This is a genomic window from Hoeflea sp. BAL378 (assembly GCF_000759435.1).
GTDB lineage: Bacteria > Pseudomonadota > Alphaproteobacteria > Rhizobiales > Rhizobiaceae > Hoeflea.
Map to the genome: position 1 here is coordinate 1 of NZ_JRJG01000193.1, position 6,369 is coordinate 6,369.

The 6,369-nt window shown below is 64.5% G+C and carries 6 protein-coding genes and 1 pseudogene; 2 read left to right on the plus strand and 5 right to left on the minus strand.

Annotated features, from left to right (window positions below):
- From LL06_RS24595 to LL06_RS24605, 3 genes are all read right to left on the minus strand, one after another.
- Positions 1-702, minus strand: a 702-nt coding sequence (locus tag LL06_RS24595) for an SDR family oxidoreductase (RefSeq protein ID WP_035533328.1), incomplete at its 3' end; no start/stop codon positions are given.
- Between the two features lie 114 nt (positions 703-816).
- Positions 817-2,340 carry a tripartite tricarboxylate transporter permease gene (locus LL06_RS24600; protein WP_035533318.1) on the minus strand — a complete coding sequence of 508 codons (1,524 nt, stop codon included), beginning with the start codon at positions 2,338-2,340 and terminating at the stop codon, positions 817-819.
- Entirely contained in the window at positions 2,340-2,789 is a 450-nt protein-coding gene (locus tag LL06_RS24605) for a tripartite tricarboxylate transporter TctB family protein (protein ID WP_035533320.1), read from the minus strand. The genes LL06_RS24600 and LL06_RS24605 overlap by 1 nt, the downstream gene beginning before the upstream one ends.
- 363 nt (positions 2,790-3,152) lie before the next feature.
- Here LL06_RS24605 and LL06_RS24610 point away from each other — a divergent pair, with 363 nt between their 5' ends.
- Positions 3,153-4,418, plus strand: coding sequence for an aconitase/3-isopropylmalate dehydratase large subunit family protein (locus LL06_RS24610; RefSeq protein ID WP_280114139.1), 1,266 nt, complete (start codon positions 3,153-3,155; stop codon positions 4,416-4,418).
- On the plus strand, positions 4,408-4,920 hold the full coding sequence (locus tag LL06_RS24615; protein ID WP_035533323.1) for a hypothetical protein: 513 nt from the start codon (positions 4,408-4,410) through the stop codon (positions 4,918-4,920). Before LL06_RS24610 ends, LL06_RS24615 begins: the two co-directional genes overlap by 11 nt.
- An 18-nt stretch (positions 4,921-4,938) precedes the next feature.
- Here the strand turns inward: LL06_RS24615 and LL06_RS24620 are convergent, their stop codons facing one another.
- Together LL06_RS24620 and LL06_RS24625 are read right to left on the minus strand one after the other, a co-directional pair.
- Complete coding sequence (locus LL06_RS24620; RefSeq protein ID WP_161785019.1) at positions 4,939-6,018, minus strand: AbrB family transcriptional regulator; 1,080 nt, start codon at positions 6,016-6,018, stop codon at positions 4,939-4,941.
- A gap of 49 nt (positions 6,019-6,067) precedes the next feature.
- Positions 6,068-6,369 (minus strand): annotated as a pseudogene (locus tag LL06_RS24625) (CapA family protein); the annotation flags it as partial.

Below are 6,369 nucleotides of genomic sequence, written 5' to 3' on the forward strand. Positions count from 1 at the left end.
TATATTTGCCCCGGTGATCGCCGACGCCGCATCGGTCGCGAGGAACGACACGACGGCAGCCACTTCGTCCGCCCTGACCATCCTTCCCAGCGCCGAATAGGCCGCCATCCGCGCCGGATCGCGCAGGCCCTGGTCGATATAGGCCTGGAGCGCCGGCGTCAGTGTGTAGCCAGGGGAAACGGCATTGACCCGGACATTGCCTCGGCCCCATTCCACCGCCAGCGACCGCGTCATCGCAATGACGGCGGCCTTGGCAGGTCCATAGGCATGCAGCGGCATGGCGCGCATGCCGGTGATCGAGGCGATATTGACGATGCTGCCTCCCTCCGCCGCAAGCATTTGCCGTGCGAAGGCGCAGCAGCAGAGATATGTGCCGCGCTGGTCGATCCGGACCACATCGTCCCAAAGCGAAAGCGGCAGCGACTCCGGCGGCAGCGGCGACTGGATGATCCCGGCGCTGTTGACCAGAATGCCAACCGGCCCGTGCGCGCGCAGGATCTCCTCCGAAACCCTCTCAATAGCCTCGGGGTCACCGACGTCGAGCGTGACGGACACGCCGCCGAGGGAGTCCGCGACCGCCTTGGCCGACGCTTCATTGATATCGGCGATCACCACTTGGGCCCCCGCGGCGGCCAGCGTGCGCGCGCACGCCTCGCCGATGCCGCTGGCGCCCCCCGTAATCACGGCAAGCCTCTGTCCCATGGTCTGTCCTCTTCAAGAAGGTCCTTGTGACGCTGTCCACCGCTTTGCCGAATGCGTCGCGGGGGTCCGACCTCCGGTGACGCCGGAGGTCGGATGATCCGGAAAACCGCGGCACTATTCCTCGGCGCTCATCCGCCGCAGGTCGCGGTTCCGGCGAACGGCGCCGAAAAGCCCGACCAGCAGCAAGACAAAAGTGATGCCCATCAATGTTCCGCTGATGGGGCTGCTGATGAAGATCGCCGGATCGCCGCGCGAAATCAGCATTGCGCGACGGAATTCCTCCTCCAGCATCGGGCCGAGGACGAAGCCCAGAATGAAGGGCGCAGGCGGAAAATCGAGCAACCGCAGGCAATAGGCCAGCGCACCCAGCAGACCGACAATCAGCACCTCGAAATCGTTCAGCCCGACCGTGTAGACGCCGACACAGCAGAAGGTGAGGATCGCCGGATACAGGACGTGATACGGCATGGAGAGCAATTTGACCCAGATCCCGATCAAGGGAATGTTCAAGATCAGGAGCATGATGTTTCCGACCCAGAAGCTCATGATCAGGCCCCAGAACAGATCGGGCTGTTCAACCACCAGCCGCGGTCCGGGCGTGATGCCGTGAATGATCAGCACCCCGAGAATGACCGCCATCGTCGCACTGCCCGGCACGCCCAGGGTGAGCGACGGGATGAAGGCGGTCTGGTCCGCGGCATTGTTGGCGGCTTCGGGCGCCACCAGCCCCTCGATGGCCCCGGTCCCGAAGCGGGACGGATCCTTGTTCACCCGCTTCTCCACCGCATAGGCCATGAACGACGCAACGGTGCCGCCGATCCCCGGCAGGGTTCCGCAGAAGGCACCCAGCCCGCCGCCGCGCAGCATCGGCATCCATGACCGGCGCGTGTCGTCCCTGGTCGGCAACATCGAGCGGAGCGTCACCTTCTCCTTGTCGTGACGGCCCGAACTGCCGCTGCGGATGCTGACGATCACCTCGGAGATCCCGAACAGCCCCATCGCCACCGCCACGATGCTGATCCCGTCGGCGAGGCCGGGAATCCCGAAGTTGAACCGCTCCACGCCCGTATAAAGATCCGTTCCGACCGTCCCGAACAGGATCCCCATCACCACCATCGCCATTCCCTTCAGGACCGACCCGTCGGAAAGGGTGGTGGCGGCGATCAATCCCAGCAGCATCAGCGCGAAATACTCTGCCGCGCCGAAACTGAACGCGATCATCACGATCAATGGGGACACCAGGATGGTGAGGATGATGCCGATGCTGCCCCCGAAAAAGGAGGCTATCGACGTCATGAACAGGGCGATTCCGGCGCGCCCGGTCTTCGACATCGCATAGCCCTCGATGCAGGTCACCGCGGAGGATGGGGTGCCGGGAATGTTGAGAAGGATGGCCGCGGTCGATCCGCCATAGGCCGTACCGTAATAAATGCCGGCGAGCATGATGATCGCCGGCGTGGCATCGAGGTGAAACGTGACCGGAAAAAGCAGCGAGACCGCCGTGAGCGCGCCGATTCCGGGCATCACGCCGAGCGCGGTGCCGAGCATGACTCCGATCATGCAATAATAGAGATTGACCGGCATCAATGCCGTCGCGAGTCCCAGCTCAAGGCTGGCAAGGAGGCCGTTGAAATCCATCAGTAAGGCCACTTCGCGAGTTCGAGGGTCAGGCCGAGGCCAAGGATGAAAATCACAGCGCAACTGATCGACAGGCCGACTGCCAGCAACAGCTTGCCGGTCCAGCTCAGTCGCTTCTCGGGAACCGTCGCGATGACGACCAGCGCCACGATCGAGGGCACGAGTCCGAAAGGTTCGATCAGCATGCTGAACGCGATCACGCTGAGAACGACGGCCGCGAAGGGCACGAGTTCGAACTGCGGCAGCGTTCCCTCGCGCCTGAGCGCGGGAATGCCGATCAGCACGCCAAACACCACCAGCAGGGCGCCGAGAACCGTCGGAAACGCCCCTGGCCCCGGTTGCCTGATGCTGCCAAGCGCATAATGCGACCATGCGTAAAGGGCGGAAGAGCCGCCCAGCAGAATGAGGACCAGACTGCTGGCCAGATCCTTGAAGTCGCGGTCTCCCAAAATGAACCCTCCCTTATTGTTCTCATGTGGCCAGCGCACCGGGATTTCCCGATGCACCCTCCTCGGCCCTGTTTTTGATAGACCACCACCATTCCGGTTTGGAAGACATTATGGTTATGCCAATATAGGACGAATGGCATAGCGTGCGGCTGCGATACCGGTTTTACGCATATAGCATCCCCCCGACGCGCGACCGGCGCCCCGGCCGATGGCGGCAGAGGCCTCTGATAAGATAGTGTTTTTCGAGTATTCGAAGCCGAAGGCCTAGCACTATTCCGATTTGCGATTGTCGGTTCCACCTGTCTCTCCCTAGCATCCCCCGGACGCCGCGAAAGCTCAGGGAGGTGCGCAATGGGGCTGACGATGGTCGAGAAAATCATGTCCCGGCGAAACGTCGCGGCAACAAAGGTGCGGGCGGGCGACTTCATGACCGCGCGGATCGACGGCGCCATGTGCCACTACCAGTTCATGGAAATCCACCGCATGGCGGTGGAAGCGGGCTTTGCCGAAGGCCTGCCAAGGATATGGGACCCGGAGCGGTTCTTTCTCCTGGTCGATCATCACCAACCGGCGCTGAGCCAGAGTTACGCGGACGAGAACGTCAAGATCCGGGCCGAGGTCAAGCGTCTGGGCGTGAGGCATTTCCACGACGCGGAACCCGGCATCGCCCATCAGATGATGACCGATTACGGCTATGTGCGCCCCGGCGAACTGGTCGTCGGCAATGATTCCCACACCACCGCCTATGGCGCCCTGAACGCGCTCAGCTCGGGGATCACGCGCGGCGACATGCTGCACGTGCTGCTCTTCGGCGAAGTGTGGTTCCAGGTTCCGCCCACCATCCGGATCCGGCTCGAGGGCAAGCGGCGCAACCATCCGATCGCCAAGGACATCGTGCTCTGGCTCGCCGGCCTTTACGGCGACGACTTCGCCCAGAGCGCCTCGCTGGAATTCACCGGATCGCTGATCCCGACGCTCGGCATGGATGAGCGGTTCTGCCTGGCCACGCAAAGCCTGGAGCTTGGCGCAAAATTCGCGCTTCTCCCCTTTGACGAAACGACCGCGGCGTTTCTGGAGGGCCGGACCGACCAGCCCTATGAGCCGGTCGCCGCGGACCCGGATGCGGTGTATGAGCGCGAGATCACGGTCGACGTCGACGCAATGCCCTTCGTGGTCGCCCGGCCTCACCGTTTCGACAATGTCTGCCCGATCGGCGAGGCGGCGGGCATCAGGATCGACCAGGCGCAGATCGGCTCCTGCGCCAACGGCCGCTTCGATGACATCGAGATCGCGGCGCGGATGCTGCGCGGCAGGAAGGTCGCCAAGGGAGTGCGCTTCCTGATCTCGCCCGCGTCCCAGCAGGTCTATCTTCAATGCGCCAAGGCGGGCCTGATCGAGGACCTGCTCGAAGCCGGCGTCCAGATCGTCACGCCAGGATGCGGCATCTGCCAGCCCAAGGTCGGCTACCTGGCGGACGGCGAACGCTGCATCACCGCCACCACGCGCAATTTCCGCGGACGCAAGGGAAGCCTTGAGGCGGAGATCTATCTCGCCGGGCCGCTCAGCGTTGCCGCTGCCGCGGTCGCGGGCGAAATCATCGATCCCAGGGAGGTGTTCGATGAACTATGACCTCAACACGCCGATCCGGGGGCGCATCTGGAAATTCGGTGATTCCGTCGATTCCGACTCGATAAATCCGTACTATCTTTTCCCGACGATGGAGGAGTTGAAGCTGCACACGCTCGAAGCCTTTCGCCCGGAATTTCCGCGCGAGGTGGAGCGGGGCGACATCATCGTCGCCGGACGCAATTTCGGCTGCGGGTCGCACCGCCCCGGCCTGGTGCTGCGAGAGGTCGGCGTCGCAGCGATCGTCGTTGAATCCGCCGCGCGGCTGTTCCTGCGCAACAATATCGCCCTGCCGCTGCCGATCTTCATCGTCCCCGGCGTGACCGCGTTGATCGAGGATCACCAGACGATGGAAATCGACTATGCCGCGGGAATCGTCCGCAACGCCGCGACCGGCGAAATCCTGCCTTTGCGGAAATATCCCGCGATGATCGAGGACATCTTCCTGAGCGGCGGCCTGCCCAGCCTCGCCCGGCAACGCTACCTTCGCGAAACCGGCCATTAGGCCAAAGCCGCCTGCAGGCTAAGGACGGCGCAGTTTCTCCGCCATCCTAAAAAACCCCATCCGGTCGAGGATGCTCATGAGCTGGATGACAAAGCCGTTGACCAGGAACGCCCGGACCAGTTGGAACATCACCACGAAGGCCACATCCAGGTGCATCGCCTGCGCCGTTACCGCCATTTCCGGCAAGCCGCCCGGCGCGACGGCCAGCACCGAGGTCGCCAGATCGCCGTGGGTCAGCACCGCCAGCAGGGACCCGGACCCGAACAGCAAAGCGATCATGGCGAAGGCGGCAAACACCGAGACAAGCGCGATCCGGACCAGTTTGGATATAATGTCCCGGCGAAACCGGGCCCCGATCGCCACGCCCAGCAGAAACTGCGCGGCATGAACCAGCTCCGGATGCATCGCGCCCGAGACCAGCCCGGCGGCCGAAGCGCTGCCGGACCCGATCATCGCGCCGATCATCCAGTAATTGGAGAACCTGAGATACTTGGCGGCGACGACGCCCGCCAGCCCGGCGCAAAGCAGCAGCCCCATCCCGGCCGCCGGCAGATAGTGCGCCGGCAGGCCGACCGATGATCGGTCGGCCGTCCCCAGCGCCAGCACGACGGGCGGCAGCACGAGGACCACGATCGCCACGCGCAGCGCCTGGCAAAGGGCCACCGGCTCTCCGCGCGCACCGACAGATCCGGCGACATTGGCCATTTCGGCAAGCCCTCCCGGCATCATCGCGAAATAGGCCGTCCGCGGATCGAGCCGCGCGAAGCGCACGAGGATCAGGCTCGCGACCGAGCCAGCGCACATTCCGAGGAGGCCGAGCCCGATCATCAGGGGGATCAGCGGCGCCAGCGCCACCAGCGCAACGCCGGTCAGGCGGAGCCCGACGGAACATCCGATGGTCCACTGCCCGATCCGCTGGCCGATCCGCGGGTACCAGAAGCCGAAGCCGGAAAGCGACAGGATCGCAGCGGTGACCATCGGCCCGAGGATCCAGGCCAGCGGGATCCGCAGCCAGTCCGCCGCGGCTCCGCCCGCAATGCACAGCAAAGCGGCGAGCATGGTGCGCAGCCCCAGCCCTATCGCAGGTGCGCCGGGCATCACCGGTCCGCCCCCGCCGGACGCCGGTGCCCGGCCATCGCGCCGCCGGTCATAGCCGGATGATCCCGACGCCATCCTCTATCGCGACCGTGACGCCGAACGGTTCCGAAAGGCGCTGAATCCGGGTGAGAATCCGTTCGGCGTTGCCCGCGTCGGCGCGCCGCGGCCGCCCTTCGGTGCGTGGATGGCCGGCCTTGCCGGTGGGGCGCAGGATCGCTGCCTCCCGATCGGCATTGCGACCGGTTTCGACGGGATGGAGCCGGATTTCCCGCACCCCTTTCTCATCCATTGTGAGCCGCACCAGCGCTGAACTCCACCACACCTCGCGAGCCGCCTCCATTCCGGGGTGCA